The organism is Paenibacillus sp. FSL R5-0517, from assembly GCF_037974355.1.
Taxonomy (GTDB): domain Bacteria; phylum Bacillota; class Bacilli; order Paenibacillales; family Paenibacillaceae; genus Paenibacillus.
In genome coordinates, this window is the sequence record NZ_CP150235.1 from 4,557,365 (window position 1) to 4,579,463 (window position 22,099).

The 22,099-nt window shown below is 45.9% G+C and carries 15 protein-coding genes; 1 reads left to right on the forward strand and 14 read right to left on the reverse strand.

Annotated features, from left to right (window positions below; translation table 11 throughout):
* Nucleotides 1–50 precede the first annotated feature (50 nt).
* The 10 genes from MKX40_RS20285 to adhE form a co-directional block, all read right to left on the reverse strand.
* On the reverse strand, nucleotides 51–2,303 hold the full coding sequence (locus MKX40_RS20285) for a stalk domain-containing protein (protein WP_339235522.1): 2,253 nt from the start codon (nucleotides 2,301–2,303) through the stop codon (nucleotides 51–53).
* Between the two features lie 273 nt (nucleotides 2,304–2,576).
* On the reverse strand, nucleotides 2,577–4,223 hold the full coding sequence (gene nagZ, locus MKX40_RS20290; protein ID WP_339235525.1) for a beta-N-acetylhexosaminidase: 1,647 nt from the start codon (nucleotides 4,221–4,223) through the stop codon (nucleotides 2,577–2,579).
* A 28-nt stretch (nucleotides 4,224–4,251) separates the two neighbouring features.
* Nucleotides 4,252–5,883, reverse strand: a complete 1,632-nt coding sequence (locus MKX40_RS20295) for a response regulator (protein WP_339235528.1) — start codon at nucleotides 5,881–5,883, stop codon at nucleotides 4,252–4,254.
* Entirely contained in the window at nucleotides 5,880–7,715 is a 1,836-nt protein-coding gene (locus tag MKX40_RS20300; protein ID WP_339235531.1) for a sensor histidine kinase, read from the reverse strand. The genes MKX40_RS20295 and MKX40_RS20300 overlap by 4 nt, the downstream gene beginning before the upstream one ends.
* Before the next feature lie 32 nt (nucleotides 7,716–7,747).
* A complete protein-coding gene (locus MKX40_RS20305) occupies nucleotides 7,748–8,578 on the reverse strand; it encodes a carbohydrate ABC transporter permease (protein ID WP_339235533.1) in 831 nt (276 codons plus the stop codon).
* Nucleotides 8,578–9,462, reverse strand: a complete 885-nt coding sequence (locus MKX40_RS20310; protein ID WP_339235535.1) for a sugar ABC transporter permease — start codon at nucleotides 9,460–9,462, stop codon at nucleotides 8,578–8,580. Before MKX40_RS20310 ends, MKX40_RS20305 begins: the two co-directional genes overlap by 1 nt.
* Nucleotides 9,463–9,513: 51 nt before the next feature.
* Nucleotides 9,514–10,881 (reverse strand): extracellular solute-binding protein, encoded by a 1,368-nt coding sequence (locus tag MKX40_RS20315; protein WP_339235537.1) that lies wholly within the window; start codon nucleotides 10,879–10,881, stop codon nucleotides 9,514–9,516.
* A 192-nt stretch (nucleotides 10,882–11,073) separates the two neighbouring features.
* Nucleotides 11,074–11,826: a pyruvate formate-lyase-activating protein gene (gene pflA / locus MKX40_RS20320; RefSeq protein ID WP_339235540.1), complete on the reverse strand. Its 753-nt coding sequence runs from the start codon at nucleotides 11,824–11,826 to the stop codon at nucleotides 11,074–11,076.
* A gap of 89 nt (nucleotides 11,827–11,915) precedes the next feature.
* Nucleotides 11,916–14,174 (reverse strand): formate C-acetyltransferase, encoded by a 2,259-nt coding sequence (gene pflB / locus MKX40_RS20325; RefSeq protein ID WP_339235542.1) that lies wholly within the window; start codon nucleotides 14,172–14,174, stop codon nucleotides 11,916–11,918.
* An 875-nt stretch (nucleotides 14,175–15,049) separates the two neighbouring features.
* A complete protein-coding gene (adhE, locus tag MKX40_RS20330; protein ID WP_339235545.1) occupies nucleotides 15,050–17,662 on the reverse strand; it encodes a bifunctional acetaldehyde-CoA/alcohol dehydrogenase in 2,613 nt (870 codons plus the stop codon).
* A gap of 430 nt (nucleotides 17,663–18,092) precedes the next feature.
* Between adhE and MKX40_RS20335 the strand changes: the two genes are divergently transcribed.
* Complete coding sequence (locus MKX40_RS20335; protein WP_339235547.1) at nucleotides 18,093–18,809, forward strand: Crp/Fnr family transcriptional regulator; 717 nt, start codon at nucleotides 18,093–18,095, stop codon at nucleotides 18,807–18,809.
* 87 nt (nucleotides 18,810–18,896) lie between these two features.
* Here MKX40_RS20335 and MKX40_RS20340 read toward each other — a convergent pair whose 3' ends face one another.
* The 4 genes from MKX40_RS20340 to MKX40_RS20355 all read right to left on the reverse strand — a co-directional run bounded on the left by MKX40_RS20340 (nucleotide 18,897) and on the right by MKX40_RS20355 (nucleotide 22,089).
* A complete protein-coding gene (locus MKX40_RS20340; RefSeq protein WP_339235550.1) occupies nucleotides 18,897–19,610 on the reverse strand; it encodes a hypothetical protein in 714 nt (237 codons plus the stop codon).
* A 197-nt stretch (nucleotides 19,611–19,807) separates the two neighbouring features.
* Nucleotides 19,808–20,539: a hypothetical protein gene (locus MKX40_RS20345; RefSeq protein WP_339235553.1), complete on the reverse strand. Its 732-nt coding sequence runs from the start codon at nucleotides 20,537–20,539 to the stop codon at nucleotides 19,808–19,810.
* 194 nt (nucleotides 20,540–20,733) lie between these two features.
* A complete protein-coding gene (locus MKX40_RS20350) occupies nucleotides 20,734–21,030 on the reverse strand; it encodes a helix-turn-helix domain-containing protein (protein ID WP_253442681.1) in 297 nt (98 codons plus the stop codon).
* A 330-nt stretch (nucleotides 21,031–21,360) separates the two neighbouring features.
* A complete protein-coding gene (locus MKX40_RS20355) occupies nucleotides 21,361–22,089 on the reverse strand; it encodes a ThuA domain-containing protein (RefSeq protein WP_339235555.1) in 729 nt (242 codons plus the stop codon).
* Nucleotides 22,090–22,099 lie beyond the last annotated feature (10 nt).

The following is a 22,099-nucleotide window of genomic DNA, read 5'->3' on the forward strand; positions in this document are numbered from 1 at the left end:
TATATATGATATAAGCTTTCACTCCAAACCGTCCGTGCATGTTCATGATATTACTTTTCAGCCGGAAGCGGCGTGAACAGCAGGTTAACAGGCAAGTTACTTCCTGGTGCCGCCGAGAAGAGAATCGTTACACTCTCGCCGTATGAACCTGTGCGATACATTACGCTTTGCTCATTAGGTGCAGTTACAGATTTACCTGTGGAAATCTGAACAACTTGTCCGTTCACGAGTGCCACACCTGAGTATCTGCCTCCACGAGGGTTAAATGAAATCAACGTGCGCGGAGCAACATTATTCAATGTAATTTTGTACAATACACCGAAGTTACCTGCGTTGGAAGCTTCTGTGTAAGCCATCGGGTCCGTTCCCACAAGGTTCGGATCACTTGCATTGTCTCCAAGTGGAAGACGTGCAGGCTTCGATCCTATTTCTTGATCATACGTGATGATCCGTGTTGCATTCGGGTACGTTCCGCGGTTGTGAACACCATCACGATCCAGAACCGGCAGGCTCGACAACACTTCCATCGGGTCCTTGTTTTCTTCGATCATGATAATGTTATAATCCAGTTCATAGTCACTGAATACATCCGAATACAAGGAAATGACTTGTCCCTGTTTCATCGGAAGAACGCTCAGATCATTAAGAATCAGCTTGCTTTCTCCTGGCTGGATGTACACTTTCTTTTGTCCTGTGCCATTCTGCATGGACTGGAACCAACGATCAATGGACAACTTTCCAGCTACCGTTGCAAAAGGAGATGGTCCTGCAAAGCCCATGTTTTGTTGTTCAATGGACGCCGTGTATGCATTGTTGTTTGTCGCTACAACATACATTTTCACGTTTTTGCCCGTGTTGTTCACATGGTGAATCATGAATCGTGTCTGTCCGAAGGAAGATTCCTTGTACACAATGCCTTCTGTATTCACGGTTTCCGGGCTGTTACTGCGGATCAGCAGACTGGGTTCATCATAATAAGTGAAAGGTACTTTCTCCAATGCGGGTACTCCACCACCGTCAAAAGTGAACTTCTCACCAACTGGTGTGAACAATTGATTGAAGTCGGACAAACTATACAGCGTTTCGCCCGTAATGTTGATCATCTTGGTGTAGCTATCACTAGCACCATGTTTATCGGTAACTGTAATCGTTACGGTCTTCGGTCCTGGAACAAAGAATGCAAGTGCATTATTATCCCATTCGGTTTTAACAATTGCGTTCTCATCATCTGTGCTTTGATCAATATAAGTGATTTTCTCACCCATTTTGTATTCTTCTTTATCTGTCGTAAACATTGCGACAGGTGGCAGATTCGGTCTTTCAACCTTAATCGTAACCGAATACGGATCGCTCCATTGACCACTTGAATCCTGAACCGCATAGGTTACTGTGTATACACCTGGTTGGTCGAATGAATCCTGACGGCCTGTCCAACGCTCATCTACAATGCTGAGTCCCTTGGGAGAGCTGGATCTGGTGGTGTAGGTTACCTGCTCTCCGGCAAAGACCTCTTTTTGTACCGTGAAGCTTGCTACCGGTTTGGTACTCAGATTCAATACAACCGTTTTGGCAGATTGATTTACTTTATACGTAATGTCCAGAGCCTGTGTAATTGAAGTCAACGGCACCATGAACGTATTTTTTTGTTGATAAGCCGCGCCCTTCATCGTTCTGGACACACCATTAACGGTATAGATCTTGCTGTTGGTTTTGAAACGCAGCTCATCTTCACCACTAATAATGATCGTTTCTTTGGTTGTGTTATCGTATTTGACATCATAGCCAACCCGATCAACGAGAGCACGAATAGCTACATAGGATACACCATTTTTAACAGCCATTGGCTGCCCGGCAAGATATGTTTTGCCATCTTGCATCATTTTATTACTGTTCATATAAAGAGTAAGGTCTCCACCTCCGCCTCCAGCAACAGATGAACTCCCCGTAGACGGTTGCTCTACTTCTACTGGTGCAGGTGATGGTGTTTCCTCAGCTGTACCTTCTTCGTCCGTCGGTTCCTCTACCGGATCAACTGGAGTAACATCTGTTCCAGTAGGAACATTGGTTTCCGGATTCCCTTCTTCAGTTGTTTCATTATTTGATGTTGGCGTGTTTGTTTCGGATTTCACTTCGGATTCCGCGATGGTTTGTTCTTTCTTCACAACCTCCACGGATTTAACTTTGGCTGTATTCACTGGTGTAGTATCGCTCTGATCTGCTGACTGTGCATTGGCAGGAATCACTGCAAACGCCTGAAAAACAGCAAAAGCGGTAAGTATGGACAATTTCTTCTTCAAATTCATTCTTTGTCTTTGGCTCCTTCTGCTCCCATTTATAAATATCCCCCTCAAAAAGTCATATTATTAGACGCTTGCAACCGGGAAAAGTTGCTAAAAAGTTAAGAGGAGAATTGTAAACTTTTAATAGAAGGAAAATACTATGAAAATTGTTATCTATCAATAATCATTTCGGCATGGGATTCCAAAATTACCCATTGACAACTTTCAACAAAAAAATCTCTCTGCCATATGGTCTATCAGCACCATATCACAGAGAGATGTAAGGATTGAATAGATCTAGCGCAAACGGACAGGCAGGCGTCCTGTTGGCTGCAGTCCCCCTGTTAACACTTGGGACAGTGCCCGGACGACTGCTGGTGTATTCTCATAAGTACACACATAACTTCCCGGCCTCGAAATCTCCAGCAGATCATATGGATTGCGCAGAGCAATGACAATCAGCGAATGATTCTCACTCAGCTTTTCAACCAAATACTGTTGCCCTTTCGGAAGATGCCCTGCAGATGTGTATGTACATACGATAACTTGCTCACTCTCCGACACTTCAGCCAATATCCGATCTGCTTCATCATAAGTAGGCTGAGTTGTAATCTTGTGTTCACGAACTCTGCCTCGCAGTTGCGATAACGCTATACCAAGCGATTCTGTATGGGACCATGGTTCATCCACCTCTGTCCGCTGCACAACCTCAGGCCAGATGACATGCACGTCCTTCTCTGGATCCAACGGCAGTAGTCCATCATTATGAACGATGGTAATGCTGCTTGAAGCAATCTTGAACAGCGTCGATTCGTTTCGTTCACTGGGATCACTGGGTTCAGTGGATTCATTGTCATTAACAGGTTCAACATCGGTTATTTCGATCGTTTCACTTGCTTTAGGCGAATCAAGACCAGTGTCCGGGTACCCGCAGCGCGCTGCCTTCCATGTAATAATACGTTCCAGTGCCTTGTTAATGATATCTTCCGTAATTCGCCCTGTTCGAACGGCTTGAACAATGGCTTCAACAGCAGCAACCTGATCTTGCAGGGTATGACTTACCAGAATCAGATCTGCTCCTGCCTCCACAGCACAAATGGCAGCTTCAGCTACCCCATACGGCTTGGATATTGCATGCATTTCTAGACAGTCTGTAATAATAATGCCCTCAAAGCCCATTTCTTCGCGTAGCAGACCAGTTAAAACTTTACGCGACAACGTTGCCGGAATGGGCTCAGGCTCAATTGAAGGGAACATCACATGAGCTGTCATAATAGCATCAACTCCGGCCTCAATCGCCTTGCGGAACGGCAACAACTCCATCTGTTCCAATCTGTTTCGATCATGAGGTACCGTAACCATACCCAGATGAGAATCTACGGCGGTATCTCCATGTCCCGGAAAATGTTTGGCAGTAGCAGCTATGCCCTGTGATTGATATCCGCTGATGGCTGCTACGCCATGAGCGGCCACACTTTCAGCATGTTCACCATACGAACGCACACCGATAACCGGATTGAGCGGGTTGTTATTCACGTCAACCACGGGGGCAAGGTTCATATCAACACCGATGCTTTTTAACTCACGCCCCAGAATTTGGGCACACGCCAGGGTATATTCCGGATTGCCTGTCGCACCAAGTGCCATATTACCCGGCACTTGAGTCATTCCCTCTTTGTCAATCCGTGCAACCATGCCACCTTCCTGGTCCACCGAAATCATGAGTGGAAATGCCCCCGATGCAGCAGCCATATCTTGCAGTTCGGCGGACAGCTTTGTCAATTGATCTACACTGTGCACATTGCGGCGGAAATAAATGACGCCTCCAATATGATAGTCACGAATTAAATGAGTAATCTGTTCATCTGCGTGCTGACCGTGAAATCCACACATCAACAATTGGCCTACCTTTTGCTCCAATGTCAGCTCATTCAAGGGTTTCATTCGACCTCTCCTCTCGTTTCCGTTGCCGCTATGAACCCAGTCGTTTGCTCTGTCTATACTCCGAAGGTTTCATGTGGAAGTGTTTGTGAAACACCTTGGAGAAGTAACGGCGCTCCTTGAACCCTGTTGCTTCCCCAATCGCTGTAATGCTCCATTCGGTTGTACTCAACAATAAAGCAGCACTTTCCATCCGTTTCTGGGTCATGTATTCCACAAAAGTAACACCCATTTGAGTTTTAAATAGCTGGCAGAAGTATCCCGGACTGATTCCGAGCCAATCGGAGACTTCATCTATTCCCAAGTCCTGTTGCAGCCGTGCATCCATATACTCACAAGCAGACAGGATCAGTTCCGATACGGAAGGACGTGGCTGCGTTTGTTTGCCCTGACAGGCTTGGGTAAGAACCTCTGCAAGTTCAAGCAGTTCCCTCATGGACACGGCCCCTTGCAGTGCATTCCAATAATTCACTTCATGCCCTTCAGAGATGGCCTGTACTTCGCGCAGTTCCCGAAGCATGTGTACAAGCATAAACCGAAGATTGGTTTCATCCATTCTATTGAAGGTGTGTCCTGAATTCCCCATTCGTTGTTTAAGACGATCCAACACATCGCGTAACCCGTGCTTGTTCCCTTGACGAATCCACCGAGTAACCAGCTCCAGATCTTCTCTTGTAATCCATGAGTTAGCCCCTTTGAAGGCGGTGTGATCATACGATAAAGCGGTTTCGGGACAACTCGAACTCAGCACCCTGTCTTCACTCTCCGAATGGAACATCAGTATTTTTTGACAATGCCGGTATCGCTCCAGAATTTGACTTTCCCGGTTCACGGGCACATCATCCTGAACAACCCTGATCCTCACACTTGAATTCAAGGATACGATCGCATTCAATTCATGATACAGTTGATGGGCCAGTTCCTCTGAACGACATTTCCACTCACTCGATGCCTCCAGCAGGATGCACCACTCACCTTTGCGAGTCGAAAGAATCTGACAGTCCCCCGTCATGCTCTCTGCCACTTCCCGAAGTCTTGAACTGATGTTCTCATGCCATCGCTCATGCTGAAGCTCGGACCAGCCGATAGAATGGCGAAAATAACCGACCGCATCCACCAGCAGCAACGTATACGGTGCAGCCGCTGTTATGAACTCAGGAACAGAGGCAGGATAGGCAATTTTCTGCGGTGCTTCTCCCCGCAATAGGTCAATCAAATGTTTGTGTCTGATCCAGCTTTCCATCTCTTGGCTGCGATAACGTTGCGATTCGTTTTCCATACGTCTCTTCTGGATCTGCCCGGCAAGCTCACGCAGTTTATGTTCCAGATTCAAATAATCGATGGGCTTGCATATGTATTCATGCACGTTATATTGAATAGCAGTCCGAGCATACTCAAACTGCTGATAACCGGTCAGCAAAATAATTTCACACGTTTCACCTTGCTCTCGCAGCAACCGAATGAGTTCCAATCCATCCATGGACGGCATCCGAATATCGCATAAGAGAATGTCTGGATGAATTTCTGTTACTTTCCCCAGCGCTTCTGCCCCGCTTCTCGCTGTACCTGTAATTTTAATCCCCATCTCTTCCCAGGGTAAGATGTAGTTCAGATTCTCCAGAATCGGGAGCTCATCGTCAACCAGCATTGCAGTCAGATTCATCCGGCTTCCTCCTGCTCATATAATGGTATGATGCATCGAATCACAGTGCCATACCCCGGTGCAGAACATATGAATATGCCATACCCGGTCCCGTATTGAATACGAATTCGATCTGCCACACTTCGTAATCCCAATCCCCGGCGTTCCGTTATGGATGATAATGATTCCGTCCCTTTGACCAGCATGTCTTCCGGCGGATCTGCTGCCATGTACTCAAATCGTGCGAGCATTTCCTGGGGAATACCAATCCCACTATCCTCAACACATAACACAAGTTGATCCCGTTCTGCATATGCGCTTATCCGCAGTACACCTGGATAGGTGATTCCCTCAAACCCATGTTGAATGCTATTTTCCACCAGAGGCTGGAGCGTCAGTTTGAGCAAAATTGAACTGTATAGATGGGGTGGTATGTCAATCTCATAGGTGAACAAATCACTGAACCTGTATTGTTGAATTTCCAGATAACTCTGCAAATGCCTTATCTCCTCACTCAGCGGAATCTCCTCCTGATCCTGAATGCTGATACGAAGCATATTGCCCAACCTGGTCACCATCTCGCTTACTTTGCGGCCCTCGCCACGTAGTGCCAATCCATTAATGGATTCCAATGTGTTAAACAGAAAATGGGGTTTGATCTGGGCTTGGAGTACACGTAGTTCCGCTTGGGCCTTCTGCTCTTGCTCAGCCCGAACACGACGGAATAATCCCCCAATACGTTCCAATAGCTCATTGAATCCTTGCGCCAGCAGCTGCATCTCGTCAAAACCTTTACCTTCCACCCTTGCGTTAAAATCACCATCATCCACACGGCGCATAAATCTTACAAGTACAGCAATATTGCCCGTAATGCGATTCATGAAAAATAGATTAAAGATCATGGCGGCGAACAGGCACGACAGAATAATAATGACAGACCAGCCTGCAAAAGCATTTGTTTCCGCAGATAAGGCTTCCCATGAAGTCACACTGACGAGACTCCAGTTATAGTTCTTCAGATGATATTGCGAAATGATGCTCTCCTTGCCGTCAAAGACCGTTCTGACGCTGCGAAAGCCGGGACCGTAACTGCCGGATTCTGCTCCAAGGTTCTGCATGTTCTCACCGTTATAACGCCCTGCTGGATCATAAACGATCAGTCCTTCTTCGTTAATTAACAGGAATGATGTATCCTGTGCCGAATCACTGATTTGCAGATGACGAAAGATCCGGTCAATTTCTCCTTTTTTGATCTGAACAACAAGCACGCCGATATTTTGAAAATAACTGAGTTCCTTGACCAGTCTGATCTGGGTGAAAACAGGTTCTACTCCGGTTAATTCGGAATACTCCAGAGGCGCGAGCCATTTGGGCACGCCATTAAGTTGCTGAATTTCGTTGAATAAGGGATGCACTTTGAATTGCTGAAAAGGAAGGGCTTGAAAATTCTCTTTGGTGAAAATGGAGACAATCTGGTTGTTCTCGGAAGAACGCAAATCATATAAAAAGGCATAACTGATGAACGGATAATTATATAGAAGGGAACGGAAATTGCGCTGGCTGGCATTCAGGGATAACTGATTACCGGTGCCCAGATCCTGCTTGGTCGGGTCTTTCGCGTTCAATGCCATCTGGAAAACAGATGTCGCTATCCCGTTGTCGGTCACATTATTAATCTGCTGAAATACATTCTCGATATTGTAACTAATGGCCTGAAGCGCATATTCGGCCTGTTGATTGTATTTTTTCTCAATCGTATGTGATGTGACCAGAAACATGCCAATGCCCAGCGCACACATCGGTACAATGATCAGCAGCAGAAATGCCAAGGCCAGCTTCATTCGCAAGTTCATATCCCGTTCTCCCTATTCACTGGTTCATGGTATTAACCTTTGACACCGCCTGCAGTTACTCCTTCTATAATTTTCTCCTGGAGTATGGCGTAGATCACAAGTACAGGTACAACACTGTATACAATACCTGCCGACATCTGAGCATAGTTCATCTGATATTGATCCCGAAACTGGACCATACCCACGGGCAGCGTGCGCAATTTATCGGTGGATAAGAAATAGTTGGCGAGTAAAAATTCGTTCCAGTTCCCGAGGAAATTAACGATAAAAACGGTAACAATAGCCGGAACCGTAAGAGGTATCACTATTTTAGCAAAGATACCCGGAGCCCTCAAGCCGTCCATAACCGCTGCTTCCTCAATTTCACCAGGCAGAGATCGCATAAAAGCCGCCAGTATAATAATGGTAAAGGGAATCGCATTCGCCACATAGGGAACGATCAATGCCAGATGTGTATCCAATATGCCCATTTTGCGTACAAGCAGATAAATCGGCAGCATGAGTGCATTGTTGGGAATAAGCATGCCCGCCAGAATCAAGCTGTACAGAAATAGACTCCATTTCCGGTGTCTCATCCGGGTTACGGCAAAAGCAAACATCGCACCGAGTGCAATTGTACACGCCGAAGACAGAATTGAGATGTATAGGCTGTTCCAGAAATACGTGCCAATCTTCGCATTCACCCAGGCCTCCACATAATTGTTAAACTCCCATGTTGTCGGCAGACCGAACGGATTCAAGGCAATTTCATTGTTATCCTGCTTGAAGGACGAGAAAATCACAAATAAAAAGGGAAACAAAATCGCGATTAAATACAACATTAACAACACATGAGGTATACTACTTTTTATGTTTTTCGCCATCAATATTCCACCTTCTCGCTCTTTCTCGCCACCAGCAGTTGATACATCGCAGTAAGCACAAGCGTCAGAGCAAAGATCAGTACCGCAATGGTATTGCCATAACCATATTTGAAATTGGTAATCGCATATTTGATCATGTATGTCGCCAGAACCTCGGTGGACCCAGCGGGCCCACCTTTGGTCATGACAATCACGATGTCAGCTGCTTTCATAGCTCCTGCAATGGACAACATGATAACGACGGAAATGATCGGACGAATCAGCGGCAGTGTTATCCGCATTGCACGTTGTACCGCCGTTGCACCATCGATTGCAGCTGCTTCATCCAAATCACGGGGAATCGCCAGTATGGCAGCCAGTACCATGACAATGTAAAATCCCGTCCACTGCCAGGCATTGGTAACCAAAATGGACAACATGGCAAATCGGTTATCGGATAACCAGTAGATTGGATCGATGCCCAGCACATGAAGCATTTTGTTTAATAATCCGATGTTGGGCTCATAGATGAACCCCCATAAGATACCGATCACGGCTGTCGACATAATGGATGGTAAAAAAACAGCTGTTTTATACAGACCTTTCAGCCTTTTCACATTGGCAATCAGTAGCGAAAACAGGACGATTAGAGGTACCTGAATCAGTACCGAAAATCCGATGAAAAAGCCGTTATTCCGTGTGGAAATCCAAAATCGTTCATCGGTCAGTGCCTTCACATAGTTGGATAAGCCCACAAAACGTGGCTCAGCGGAAACCCCATTCCAACTCGTCAGACTGTAATATAAGGAGCTGCCAATAGGATATAGAAAGAACATGATAAACAGAATCAGGGCTGGCATTACAAACAGCGTATAGATTAACGGGCTGCGGAGTGAAGTATTCATGGTCAGCCTCCTTAAGTCACTTCAACGGTCGCAGTTTCAACTTGGATTGATTTATTCCACTGAAGCGTTTGCTTCCTCCTGTACCTTTTGCAGTTCTTCTGCCATTTTCTCTGGCGTAGTCTGCCCACCAATCAACTTCTGAATCTGCAGATTACTGATCTCTGTCGTCACATCAGCCTGAACGAGTGCATCAAATGCCGGGAACGACGTCTTGGACGCATTAAGCACGGCCACAATTTCTTTCATCAGATCATCGGTAATGCTATCGGTTAACACTTTTTCATCCAGCTTCATGGCAGGCAATACACCATCTTCCACAAGGCCGCGAACCTGCATATCTTCATTGTAGAAATTTTTGATAAAAGCTTTAACGGCTTCCAGCTTCTGCGGATCATCCGCCACGGCTGCCGAGAATCCATATCCATTGTTCACATCCCGCATCAAGGACGTCTGATCACCTGCTCCGTTCTCTACCGGAGGCATATTAAAGAATCCAACCTTGCCAATGAGCGATTCCCCGCTCTGGCCTTCCTTGAATACAGATGATTTCCATGTTCCGTCATACATTAATACCGCTTCTCCGCTGGTAAATTGCGTGGTGTATTCGGCATATTCGAAGCCCAGTTCACCTTTTTTGAAATAACCCTTATCAACCCATTCCTTATGTTTGGCAAAACCTTGGACAACACCCGGATCGGTCCACTTCGCTTCACCTGTTGCAAACTTTGCGGTAATCTCCGGCCCGGCATAGCGGGACCACAGGTGGTTGGTTAACATAAGCGGAACCCAGCCTGCCTTGGATGCAGAAGCAAGCGGCACTTTGCCATCAGCCTTAATCTCGGCCAACATGTTGTCCAGTTCAACCATGGTGGTTGGAGCTTTCCATCCTTTTTGTTCAAAGTACTCTTTATTATAGAAAAAACCTTCGCCCGAACCGCCAATCGGCAGTCCATACACTTTGTCTTCATACGTAAATGGCTCAAGGGATGTAAACTGGTCCTGGATGCCCAACTCTTGAAGGATTGGAGTCAGATCAAGCAGCATACCTTCCTTGGCATACACTTTGGAATCCGGACTGCCGAACAGTTCAAATATATCCGGCGGGTTACCTGCCGCCATCTCCCCGCGAAGCTTCTCCTTGCGATTCACATCGGATTCGACACCATCCAGCGTAAAGGTCAGATTGGGTATCTCACCCTCCACTTTGTCCACAACGTCCTGCAGAATGGCCAATCGTTTCTGTTTGTCAGCCCCCACCTGCGTGTGGCGAAGGAGCATCTCAACCGGTTCCTTACTTGTTTCCTCCACAGGTGTATTGCCTGCGCCTTGCTGTGGCTCGTTACTTGAGCTTGCACATCCCGCCAAAGTCCATGAAGTGATAAGCAATAATGAAAGCAGCAATGTCATTCTTTTTTTCATCGGGTTGACCCTCCTCAAGATATTGAGCATTTGGCTTTACACTCTGATTATAAAAAGCCGGAGCTTACATCGTAAGGATGACAATTCATCAATGGAGGGATAAAATCCTTCACTGGACAAAAAACAGCCCCTGCGAAGTATACTCGCAAGGGCTGCTTGGCTCTTGGTTTTTACGTTATATATAAATGTTGATCACTTATCGGAACAAGCCACGCCAGCCGTTTCCTGGCGACCTTGTTCGATGAGGCGATACGCCCGCTCCACTTCTTCTTCACTTGGTGAAGGAACGCCATCCAGTGGATATATTTTGCCGAGTGCTTCCCATTTGTAGATCCCCATCTGATGGTATGGAAGAATTTCGAACTTCTCGACGCCATTTAATGTTCCAATAAACCGTCCGAGGTTAAGCAGATCCTCTTCCTCGTTATGAATGCCAGGCACATACACGTGGCGTATCCACATTTTCCGACCTTGCTCCGATAACCACTTGGCCGTTTTCAATGTTCTCTCGTTGGATTTGCCTGTCAGCTTGATATGTTTCTCGTCATCAATATGCTTGAGATCCAGCAGAACCAGGTCTGTGTTATCGAGCAGATCGTGAATCCGTTCCGGTTCGTTAAATCCGTTGCTGTCCAGTGTCGTATGCAATCCCCAGCGACGTTTCACTTCTTTGAAAATTTCGCCTACAAAGTGGGCCTGCAACGTTGGTTCTCCGCCAGATATCGTGAGTCCGCCTCCGGAGCTGCGGTAATAGGATAGATATGGCTCAATTTCAGCCAGTACCTCCTCAAGTGTCATTTCTTTTCCACCATCCAGCGCCCATGTATCAGGGTTATGGCAATACTGACACTTGAGTAGACATCCTTGCATAAAAAGCACGAAGCGGATGCCTGGGCCGTCAACCGTCCCGAAAGTTTCGAGTGAATGAATATGTCCGTTAACCATGCTGCCTCTTCCTTTCTGTATCCGCATCCGCTGTGCGTTTAATATGAGTTGGAATGTCTTGCTCTAGCGGTCTTCTACTTGCATATTACTTACATCGAGCCATGGAACGTACGGTTGATGACATCCAACTGTTGTTCACGAGTCAGTTTAATGAAGTTAACCGCATATCCGGATACCCGTACTGTCAGTTGCGGATAGTTTTCCGGGTGATCCATCGCATCAATCAGTTGCTGACGATCAAATACGTTAACGTTCAGATGATGAGCGTTTTGACCAAAGTAGCCATCCATCATCGCAGTGAGATTGGATTTACGTGTAGTCTCCTCTTTACCCAATGCTTTTGGCACGATGGAGAAGGTATTGGAAATCCCGTCAAGACTGTGTTCATAAGGCAATTTGGCTACAGAGCCAAGGGAAGCCAGGGCACCTTTTTTGTCACGACCATGCATTGGGTTCGCACCTGGAGCAAATGGTTCACCTGCTTTACGACCGTCCGGTGTAGTCCCTGTTTTCTTACCATATACCACGTTGGAAGTGATCGTCAGAACGGATTGTGTTGGTATTGCGTTACGGTATGCTTTGTGCTTACGAATCATGCCCATGAAGCTCTCAACCAGTTCAACAGCAATGCTGTCCACGCTATCTTCATTGTTACCGTAACAAGGGAAGTCGCCTTCGATTTCGAAATCAACAGCGATGCCTTGTTCGTTACGGATTGGTTTTACTTTGGCATATTTGATGGCACTCAGTGAATCTGCTGTAACCGAGAGACCCGCGATACCACAAGCCATCGTACGTACAATGTCACGGTCATGCAATGCCATTTCGATACGCTCATAGCTGTATTTATCGTGCATGTAGTGAATGACGTTGAGGGTATTCATATACAGCTTCGCGAGCCACTCCATCATTGGTTTGAAGCGTTTCATGACCTCATTGTAATCCAGCACTTCACTGGTAATGGCAGGATACTCCGGTCCGACCTGTGCTCCGGATTTCTCGTCACGACCACCGTTGATCGCATACAGGAGAGCTTTTGCCAAGTTGGCACGAGCGCCGAAGAATTGCATTTGTTTCCCGATCTTCATCGCCGATACACAGCATGCAATACCGTAATCGTCACCATAGATTGGACGCATCAGGTCATCATTTTCATACTGGATTGAACTGGTTTCAATGGATACTTTGCTGCAATAATCTTTGAAAGCTTCTGGAAGCTTCGTGGACCATAGTACAGTCAGGTTCGGTTCTGGTGCAGGACCCAGGTTGTGCAGGGTATGCAGGAAACGGAAGCTGTTTTTCGTTACGCGTGTTTCACCATTCACTGACATACCGCCGATGGACTCCGTCACCCATGTTGGATCTCCACTGAACAGTTCGTTGTAATCCGGTGTACGCAGGAATTTGACAATCCGCAGTTTCATTACGAAATGGTCAACGAGTTCCTGAGCCTGTTCTTCGGACAGAATGCCTTCTTGCAGGTCACGTTCAATGTAGATATCCAGGAAAGAAGATACACGTCCCAGAGACATCGCAGCACCGTTCTGCTCTTTGATGGCAGCGAGATAACCGAAGTACAACCATTGGAACGCTTCTTTTGCAGTAGTCGCTGGCAAGGAAATATCGAACCCGTGCATATCACCCAATTGTTTCAATTCTTGCAATGCACGAATCTGCTCAGACAATTCTTCCCGCAGACGAATGACATCTTCATCAATAACATCAACTTCGAGTGCGTTCAATTCGCCTTTTTTGTTACGGATCAGGAAGTCTACTCCGTACAAAGCTACACGACGATAGTCTCCGATGATCCGGCCACGGCCGTAAGCATCTGGCAGACCTGTAATAATCCCTGCTTTACGCGCTGCACGCATATCCGAAGTATAAGCATCGAATACACCCTGGTTATGTGTTTTGCGAATGTTTGTAAATATATCAATGACGCCTTGAGGCAATTCGAAGCCATATGCTTCACATGCATCAATCATCATCCGGATTCCGCCTGTTGGTTGAATGGAACGTCTGAATGGAGCATCCGTCTGAACGCCGACAATCTGTTCTTTGGACTGATCCAGATAACCTGGTTGATGAGAAACAATTGTCGCTGGTGTGTTCACATCAACATCAAGTACACCGCCGTTATCCCGTTCTTTTTTGGTCAAATCAGATACGATCTCCCACAATTCTTTGGTATTCTGGGTTGCACCTGCTAGGAATGCTTCATCACCGTAATACGGAGTCAAGTTGTGTGCCAGAAAATCATTCACATCTACGGATTTGGTCCATGTTCCTTTGGTAAAGTTTCTCCAGCCTGTTTGTTGTTTGACATCTTTTTCAATCACCGACATCTTAATCCCTCCACTAATTTGGATTTCTGGACACATAACATCTTGCTTCATTCGTAGCATTGTGTGCCCAGAGCCGCGATTAATGTGAATTGTTTCACATAAACCGGATCATGTTCTCTCTACTTGGGAACCGGAACCGCGGGATGAATGTTTTTCTTACATTTTCAGTATACGTCTTGAGGCTTTCATCATCTGTGATTTTTGTCACAAAGTCAGTGAACTAACTCACTCCACCTGCGCTATGTCCTATTGAACCCTGTAAATTCACACATAGCCACTGCGCGGGCAGAACAACCTTCCAATCGCTGCTCACTATTTAAATTTACTGAAAAAGCGAATGAACATTAGGTGGTGTACACTGGCCACTGCAAGTAGAGAATAACCTTCCGATCGCTGTTATCCCCGGATTTTTTGATCACTTTTTCAAAGGTGAAAATCCGTTGATAAAGGCGAACGCTCCGCTTCTTCAGGTTTTTTCTCTCCTCTCCGTTATCGTGTACATGTGTAGTTCAACTGATAAAACAACAAAGTTCAAAATTTATTTTAAAGACGCATGCTTCGCTTTTTAGGTTTGTTCTGCCCCTCTGTTGTTGTGTAAAGGGAATAGTTCAAACGGCCACATCACGGATTCCGTGTAACCTCTTTAGAACCCTTTTGCTCTTCTATGCTGGAGCAAATCAAATCTTAGAATATACCCTGAAAAACAGGTGCTTCACTCTTCTGTTTTTCTGCCCGTTCTGCTCTGTTCGTCATCGTGTTAGTGTCTCACTTGCTCACTTAACTTCGTGTAACCTCTATAAAGACGGCAATCGGGGCTCCCCTCTCGGGGAACCCTGATCTTTTTTTGCCGTAAGGCACGCTTCGTTCTAGATTTGTTATTCAAACTTTCCGTAGAAAGCGTTGCGGTATACATCAGCCAGTTCAGTTACCAGCGGCAACTTCGGATTGGCGGTTGTGCATTGGTCTTCAAAGGCACGGTCTGCCAGATAATCTACATGTGCTTCGAAGTCTTTAGCATCAAATCCGATTTCTTGGAACGATTCTTCAATGCCCAATGTTTTGTTCAGTTTACGAATGGCATTAATAAGACTGGTTACGCCTTCTTCTGTCGTACGTGCAGGCAGTCCCAGAATCCGGGCAATTTCGGCATACCGCTCATCCGCTACAAAGTGCGAATATTTCGGGAACGATGCAAATTTGGTCGGTTTTTTCGCGTTGTAACGAATAACGTGTGGCATCAGAATTGCATTGGTGCGTCCGTGTGCGGTGTGGTACTGACCGCCCCATTTGTGCGCCAAGCTGTGGTTAATGCCCAGGAATGCGTTGGCAAAAGCCATACCGGCAATGGTGGAGGCATTATGCATTTTCTCACGTGCCAGTTTATCACCTTGCAGTGCCGATTGCTCCAGGTATTGGAATACCAGTTGAATCGCTTTGATCGCAAGGCCATCCGTGTAATCATTCGCCATGACAGACACATAAGCTTCAATCGCATGAGTCAGTACGTCCATACCTGTATCTGCAACGGCTGTTCTAGGCAGAGAGTATACGAATTCCGGATCGACAATCGCTACGTCTGGTGTCAGCTCATAGTCGGCCAATGGATATTTAGTATTCCCTTGATTTTTATCTGTGATAACCGCGAACGATGTTACTTCAGAACCTGTACCGGATGTCGTTGGAATCGCTACAAATTTCGCTTTTACGCCGAGACGTGGATATTTATAGATCCGTTTGCGGATATCCATGAATTTTTGTTTCAGATCGTTAAAGTCCGTGTCCGGATATTCATAGAACAACCACATGGCTTTCGCAGCATCCATCGGTGATCCCCCGCCGAGTGCGATAATGCAATCTGGCTGGAAGCGGCGCATCATTTCGGTTCCGCGATCTACCGTTGTTGTGGATGGATCTGGCTCCACATCAGAGAATACTTCGATTGCTACCGGCATTTGGCGTTGACGCAGATAGTGTTCTACCTTTTCAACATATCCCAGTTTCACCATCATGGCATCCGTAATAATCGCCACACGTGTGATGTCAGGCATTTTGGCAAGATACTGTGTTGCCCCTTTTTCGAAGTAGACTTTGTTCGGCACTTTGAACCATTGCATATTCACGGTACGGCGAGCCACCCTTTTCACATTGATTAAGTTCACAGCGGTTACGTTGGAAGAAGTCGAGTTACGTCCATATGATCCGCATCCCAGTGTCAATGATGGCATATTCGTGTTGTAGATATCCCCGATGGCACCATGTGTAGATGGTGAATTCACAATGATCCGTCCAGTTTGCAGACGATCTGCGAATTTGCCAATCACTTCTTCATTTGTGGAGTGGATCACCGAGGAGTGCCCCATGCCGCCAAAAGCAACCACTTCTGCTGCACGCTCAATGCCCTCTGCTGCTGTTTTGACTTTGTAACAAGCGAGTACCGGACTTAATTTCTCTGCCGACAATGGGAATTTGGTACCTACCCCTTCAATCTCGGCTACAAGAATTTTGGTGCCTGCAGGAACTTCAATTCCGCACAACTTCGCAATGCTCACCGCAGATTGACCCACAATCGCCGGGTTCACCGCACATTTCTCGGCATTAATTGCACCTGCTGTCAATTTTGCTGCTTCATCTTTGTTAACAAAGTAACAGCCATTCGCGATCATTTTTTTCTTCACTTGATCAAAGATCGGTTCTTCAATGATGACCGCTTGCTCGGAAGCACAGATCATGCCGTTGTCGAAGGACTTGGACAGGATCAAATCCGTCACTGCTTGATTGATATCCGCGCTTTTCTCGATAAAGCAAGGAACGTTACCCGGTCCTACGCCCAGTGCGGGTTTACCACAGCTGTACGCTGCACGTACCATGCCTGATCCGCCTGTTGCCAGAATGAGAGCCACATCATTGTGATTCATCAGTTCGTTCGTACGATCCATGGAAGGATCATCAATCCATTGGATACAATCTGCTGGAGCACCATGCTTCACCGCTGCATCCCGCAGGATTTTGGCAGCTTCGCGGCTACAATTCTGTGCAGATGGGTGGAAACCAAAGATAATCGGGTTACGCGTCTTGATGGAGATCAGTGCTTTAAACATCGTTGTTGATGTTGGATTCGTGACGGGTGTAATCCCCATAATAATACCGACCGGCTCCGCGATTTTCTGGAAGCTCTCATACTCGTTATCTTCAATTACACCTACGGTTTTGTCATACTTGATGCTGTGGTAGACATATTCTGTTGCAAATATATTTTTGGTGATTTTATCCTCATATACTCCGCGGCCTGTTTCTTCTACGGCCATCTTGGCGAGCATCATGTGTTTATCCAGACCCGCAAGCGCCATCGCTTGCACAATCCGGTCAATCTGCATCTGATCCATCTTCATGAATGCGGCGTGTGCTTTATTCGCTTTGTCGATTAACGTTTGAATATACTGACCTGCTGTCGGTTCTTTTGCTGGGGCGACCTCGTTCTTTACAGCCATCTCCCTCATCCTCCTAAAGGTTCGTATTGGTTTGTCTCTCTTCTTTACATTCACATCGTAACATGACCATAAACTTAATTATGTGATTTTTTTCACAAAGTATAACAAATTTAATTTAAGTTTTGTAGTGTCCTTCATCCAACCATTTTCACTTCCTATTTAAAGTATAGGGCTGTAAAAATCATGTTCTCCAATAAAAGTGAATTTAATCACAATGTTTGAAATTTCGTCATTTTTGCCCCCTTTCCTTCCCCCTCAAACGGTAAGATTAGGTATATACTGAACTTAAAAATTGAACCACCGCAATTTGTACCGTCCTTCCTCCCGGCCGAGATGACCCTGATCAGGACGGCAACGGTTTGCGGCAAACCTCGGAGGCTACTGCAAGCTACAGGAGTCCATCCGACGGACACAAAGGGGAGATAGACTTATGTTAGAACTAACAACTGTACTGGAAAAACGCGGCAATACGAACTGTTTCTCGGAAGCGAATTTCAACCATCTGCTGGTTACCATGAAAGATAGAACCTATCCGGAAGGTACACATCTGTACTGGGAAGGAGACGTCTCTGACAAACTTTATTATATGAAACGGGGCCGTGCCCAGATCACCAAATCCACGGATGAAGGCAAGGAACTAATCATGTACATGTATCAGTCCGGTGATATGATTGGGCAGGCTGATCCCTTCTTCGGCTCGAAACACACCTTCTCAGCGGAAGTACTGGAGGATAGTGAGATCGGTGTACTGGAGCATAAGGACCTGGAGATGCTAATCTGCCAGCATTGTGACTTCGCGATCGACTTTATGAAATGGATGGGCATCCACCACCGGTTGACACAGACGAAGTTCCGGGATCTCATGTTATATGGCAAACCAGGTGCGCTTTGCTCCACCCTCATTCGATTGTCGAATTCGTATGGTGAGCCTCATGGAGAGCATGTCATTATTCATAAAAAAATTACCCACACGGACCTGTCCAATATGATTGGAGCTACCCGTGAAAGTGTAAACCGCATGTTAAGCGATCTGCGCAAGAAAGATGCGATCGAATATGACAATGGCATGATCGTCATCAAAGATCTGAAGATGCTGCAAGGGATCTGTCACTGTGAACTTTGCCCGAACGAGATCTGTCGTATTTAATAATTGACTATGCTAATCGAATGTTGCTTATAATTTTAATGAAAAAAGCCCATTTCTCCTAAATAGAGATTGGGCTTCTTGGTATGCTTAGGATGCATTGGTCAATTCAAGCTTCACCGCATCACGTGGATTCAATTTCATGTCCAAACCATTTTCCATTAGTTCTTTGTCGTTCACCATAATGACCCACCGCTCATTCATTCGGGGTGTGACATTTTCGACCGAAACGACGAATTTGTTATTCTCTGACATTCTTACAATTCCGCTGGACTTCAACACATCGCGAACGGTACACTCTTGAACGTAGACTCCGGCATATTGACGATTGAGGGTTGGCATAATGTTTCCACCGCTCACCTTGAGTAACGTTGTCTGATATGCAACGCCATCCCCCCCACTGTCAGCGGCTTTCACGTAAATGATCACTTCATCTTTGGCATGAAGCTCCATGTCCCAATCTTCCTGTTCAATGTCCTTGCCATTCAATTTGACAGCCCAGCTAAGCGAAGAATCCAGAGAAACTTCACCAACGGATTGTATCCGTTTGCCATCTGCCGTAAAATCAACCAGTCCGCTATTGAGTAATGCCTTTTTGAGTGTCAAACCCTCGCTAAAATCTCGCTTAATGGACTTGGTTGCATCAGGCAAAAACGTACTGCCATCTACAGCCACTGTAATCGTATTCGCTGTTTCTGTCTCTTTGACAATTGGCTGTTCAGAAGGCTGTGTCTCACTACAACCAGCCAAGATCGTCAGTAAGAGCAAACATACACCTATGTAACCGGGGATTTTCTTCATCATGTAGGTAACACCACCCTGCGTAAAATCATTCACCCTGTTGTCCATAACCTCTATTATGGCACAACCTTCAGCAAAAAAAAGTGTCAAAGCCGTTACTTTTAATGGAGTGCCTCTCCAAATAAGGCTTGTACAAGAAAGAGAGCCTGCACACAGGCTCTCCAATCTGAATCATTTTCTCGATTTCATTGGTTCTGCTGTTACTGCACACTAGCCTGCATGTATGTCCGTCCCCCATCTCCATCTTTCAGATATGGATTAAGTCCGAAGAACTGTTCTTCAGACACATATACACCTGTCAGCAATCGCCCTTCAAGCAAGCCTCCGTCCACCTGCACGCAACATGAAGGTGCGTCTACATACTCCTGATATAACGGAATCTGCCCATATTGTTGATGTATCTTGAACACCTTGCCTTGCTCATGCAAAGGCCGTTCAGAGAAATAGGTAGGCACAATATAACGGGCAATGACATCCAGTTCCTGAACGCTATAGAAGGCGTCATCCCCAAGCCAAGGTGCAAACATTCGAATCTTCTCATATTGAGACCAGACAACCGCCTGAATCAGCATTTCTGCGTGAACCAACCGACCTTCTCCGATATCCAGAAGCAACTGCTTTTCATCGATTGTTTCTTCCATCTGAGACATCGTTAAATCAGGTTGTCTCAGTTCACATCCGATACACTTCCAGCCCCTGGACGTTTGAATCCATTTTTGCAGCACAGCCGGAGCTAATCTCGGGCCATCGCTGTTCACAGAATGTGTATTCACTTCGGTTAGATCATCTTTAACCGAACGGGAGTATGCTGTGCGCTTAAATAACTCTGCAGCTTTTTTGTATATTAGATGGACCTGAATGGATGCGCTCTCAAGTTCTGCAATATCTTTCTTGCCGTAGCGTACTTCACGGGATAAGCTTTCTTCTCTCATGACAAGTGGGCCTCCTTCGCTCCGGCCGTCTGTGGCCATTTTCTATAGATTATACTACAACTCATGACAACATGTGCAACGCCCAAGAGAAAAACGCCGATCCACGTTATTTTTAAGACAAAAACCCCTGATTTCCACAGAAATCAGGAGTCTAAGTCATTCATGCAACGAAAGTGGGTGATGTTGCTTAGACGTTAGTCAACCCACTTCTCAGCCCAGTCTTGAATTTGATTCATGACAGGCTGGAGCGCTCTACCTTTATCCGTCAGTTCATATTCAATACGAACCGGCGTCTCAGGATAGACGTGACGAACCAGAATACCTTCACCCTCCAGATCTTTCATCCGTTCGGATAACATCTTATCACTCATGGATGGAATCAGATTGGAGATATCCTTGAATCGCTTCGAACCACTCATCAACGTTTGAATAATTAAACCATTCCAGCGCTTGCCCAAAAAGGAAAACGCCGTCTCAAAACGCGGACACATCCGCAAGTCTTGACCTTCCACATTAATCACCTCTTTAGAGATCACTCAACTTACATTTTGTTAGTATATTTCATAATAACATATTTAAGCATTAAAGAAAACGTCTGCCCCTAAAAAGTTTAAATTTTAGAAGTATTACTTGTTATATCCCAGTATACCTTACAGCCCGTCTCGTAACCATGGGAAATATCGTATAACTTCCCCATAATACTATCTTACCCAAAAGGAACCCAACTGCCACAGTCATCATCGACTTGCAGAAGGGTTCCTTGGTATGGATATGTTATCCCAGATTTTTTGATTCCTTTCTAGGAATAAAGAAATTGTGAATTAAACCAGCACGCCACCAAATGGTCTTACAGGTTCGCTCTTGCCAAATTCCGGCTTAAAGCTGCGGGCAGGATATGCCCATTTTACTGCGTTACTGATTACTCGCAATATTTCCGGTTTGTAATAGGTCGGATACGTCTCATGACCTGGTCGGAAATAAAAGATTTTACCTTCACCACGCCGGAACGTACATCCGCTCCGGAATACTTCCCCACCCTGGAAGTTACTTACAAACACCAGTTCATCCGGTACTGGAATATCGAAGAATTCACCGTACATCTCTTCTTTTTCCAATACAATCTTGCCTTCAATGCCATCTGCAATCGGATGAGATGGATTAACACACCACACAATTTCCTGCTCGTCAGCTACACGCCATTTCAGATCGCAGCTGGTTCCCATCAGCGCTTTGAATGGTTTGGAGAAATGACCTGAATGGAGCACAATCATTCCCATCCCGTTCAGCACTCGCTGTGCAACTTTCTGTGAGATCTCATCGCTTACACGATCATGTGCCATATGTCCCCACCATATAAGCACATCTGTGGAATTCAGCACTTCATCAGTCAAACCGTGTTCAGGCTGATCCAGTGTAGCCGTACGAATAGCAAAGCCTTCGCCGCCAAGTCCGTCAGCCAGTGCTCGATGCAGACCATCCGGGTAGACTTCCCTTACTTCATCGTGAATTTTCTCATGGACAAATTCATTCCAAATGGTGACGTTGATCATATTCAATTTC

Bases quoted from the DNA above. Each gene is read 5' to 3' on its own strand.
- MKX40_RS20285 (WP_339235522.1), bottom strand. From the start codon at position 2,303: ATGAATTTGAAGAAGAAATTGTCCATACTTACCGCTTTTGCTGTTTTT.
- nagZ (WP_339235525.1), bottom strand. From the start codon at position 4,223: ATGAAACCCTTGAATGAGCTGACATTGGAGCAAAAGGTAGGCCAATTG.
- MKX40_RS20295 (WP_339235528.1), bottom strand. From the start codon at position 5,883: ATGAATCTGACTGCAATGCTGGTTGACGATGAGCTCCCGATTCTGGAG.
- MKX40_RS20300 (WP_339235531.1), bottom strand. From the start codon at position 7,715: ATGAACTTGCGAATGAAGCTGGCCTTGGCATTTCTGCTGCTGATCATT.
- MKX40_RS20305 (WP_339235533.1), bottom strand. From the start codon at position 8,578: ATGGCGAAAAACATAAAAAGTAGTATACCTCATGTGTTGTTAATGTTG.
- MKX40_RS20310 (WP_339235535.1), bottom strand. From the start codon at position 9,462: ATGAATACTTCACTCCGCAGCCCGTTAATCTATACGCTGTTTGTAATG.
- MKX40_RS20315 (WP_339235537.1), bottom strand. From the start codon at position 10,881: ATGAAAAAAAGAATGACATTGCTGCTTTCATTATTGCTTATCACTTCA.
- pflA (WP_339235540.1), bottom strand. From the start codon at position 11,826: ATGGTTAACGGACATATTCATTCACTCGAAACTTTCGGGACGGTTGAC.
- pflB (WP_339235542.1), bottom strand. From the start codon at position 14,174: ATGTCGGTGATTGAAAAAGATGTCAAACAACAAACAGGCTGGAGAAAC.
- adhE (WP_339235545.1), bottom strand. From the start codon at position 17,662: ATGGCTGTAAAGAACGAGGTCGCCCCAGCAAAAGAACCGACAGCAGGT.
- MKX40_RS20335 (WP_339235547.1), top strand. From the start codon at position 18,093: ATGTTAGAACTAACAACTGTACTGGAAAAACGCGGCAATACGAACTGT.
- MKX40_RS20340 (WP_339235550.1), bottom strand. From the start codon at position 19,610: ATGATGAAGAAAATCCCCGGTTACATAGGTGTATGTTTGCTCTTACTG.
- MKX40_RS20345 (WP_339235553.1), bottom strand. From the start codon at position 20,539: ATGAGAGAAGAAAGCTTATCCCGTGAAGTACGCTACGGCAAGAAAGAT.
- MKX40_RS20350 (WP_253442681.1), bottom strand. From the start codon at position 21,030: ATGTGTCCGCGTTTTGAGACGGCGTTTTCCTTTTTGGGCAAGCGCTGG.
- MKX40_RS20355 (WP_339235555.1), bottom strand. From the start codon at position 22,089: ATGATCAACGTCACCATTTGGAATGAATTTGTCCATGAGAAAATTCAC.